This window comes from Schaalia sp. lx-100 (genome assembly GCF_021083625.1).
GTDB lineage: Bacteria > Actinomycetota > Actinomycetes > Actinomycetales > Actinomycetaceae > Pauljensenia.
On sequence record NZ_JAJNRP010000014.1, the window covers coordinates 1 to 1452 of the forward strand.

A 1452-nucleotide genomic window follows, 5' to 3' on the forward strand; every position below is an offset into this window, starting at 1 on the left:
AAGGGGCTGCGGACGTTTTTTTAGAGGGTTTTTGTGGTTAACGTTTTTGCGCGGTAGGCCCGGATTGTTAGCCCGCCGAGTTCGGTTTTGATTCTCGTGTTGTTGTACCAATCGACGTACCAGTCGATAGCTTCTTCAATTTCGGTGACCGTTTTCCAGTGACGACCGTAAAAAATTTCATTTTTCATTGTTCCAAAGAATCCCTCGCAGCGAGCATTGTCCGGACTACATCCTTTCTTGCTCATCGAGCGGCGAATCCCGGCCTGGTCAGCCCGGGCGATCCAGTCTTTGCACCGGTAGTGCCCTCCACGGTCTGAGTGCAGGATCGGTCGTTCATCAGTATAGTCAACCTGAGGCAGGGTAGCGATAGCGTCCTCAAGCGTTCCTTGCGTGAGTGTTTTGTCAGCAGTGCGTTGACGCCGGTAGGCAACGATATAGCCATCGTAGCAATCCATGATCGGGCTGAAATAGACTTTTCCGTCCGGTCCTGGAAACTCCGAAACATCAGTGAGCCATTTCTGATTTGGCTTCTCAGCATGGAAATCACGCTTGATACGGTTGTCAGGGGCGGGGCTCACTTCGCCTTCATACGAAGAATACCGACGCTTCTTTTTCGCGTAGTACACCGGCACCCGTTCTTCTTTCATCAAACGCCGAACGACCTTCTCAGAAACTTTGTGTCCCAGCTGACGCAACGCGATCCAGATACGCTGCGAGCCGTAAATGAAACGATTCTCCACGGCAATCGCTTGAATCAGCCCTCGCAACGTGGAGTATTTATCAACACCCGCAGCAACGTTGCGGCAATAGTAGTACGTTGACTCTTTCAACCCGATCACCTCAAGCAGCACAGTCAACGGGTACTCTTGGCGCAAGTGTTCAACAATACGCGCTTTAGTCTTGTTCGGCAGTTGTCCAGGAATGCTGCCCGGATCTTTTCCCAAAAATTCAATTTCTTTCTCGAGTACAGCCTTCTCCACCAGCAGCCGCGCCGCCAAAGCCCGCAACTCCTCTGGATCATCAGGCAGGGATCCCTCAAGCTGCCCCCGAGTAGCAAAAGCCCTCTTACGTTCCTGGCGTGTCATCAGTCCCCACCTTCCCTCCTTCGCCCAGTTCCTCGCCCATTGATACAGCAATGGTGGCACGTCAATGCGAAGATCTCGAGCGATATCATCAACACACTCACCACTCTCCATACGCTCAACCGCTTCAAGTTTGAGCTCCCACGAATACCTGCGAGGCGGTTTACGCCTCTTCGGGCGCCTACGACCAAGCCCGTACTCCTTGACCCACACCATCAACGTATGCCGGCTGGGATAACCAAGAGCACGACACGTCTTCGAATACGAATGCACTTTCCGATACGTCGCGATAGCAACACGACGCTGCTCAGACGTATAAACAACCTTCATCACAGTCTCCTAAAAACTCCAAGAAACTGTCCGAACCCCC

Annotated in this window: 1 protein-coding gene; it reads right to left on the reverse strand. The window is 52.5% G+C overall.

Annotated features, from left to right (window positions below; all coding sequences use genetic code 11):
• Positions 1-20: 20 nt before the first annotated feature.
• On the reverse strand, positions 21-1412 hold the full coding sequence (locus LRP54_RS08325; protein WP_331274814.1) for an IS3 family transposase: 1392 nt from the start codon (positions 1410-1412) through the stop codon (positions 21-23).
• Positions 1413-1452: the final 40 nt, after the last annotated feature.

Excerpts from the sequence above, each read along its gene's own strand:
- LRP54_RS08325 (WP_331274814.1), bottom strand. The coding sequence starts at position 1,412 with ATGAAGGTTGTTTATACGTCTGAGCAGCGTCGTGTTGCTATCGCGACG.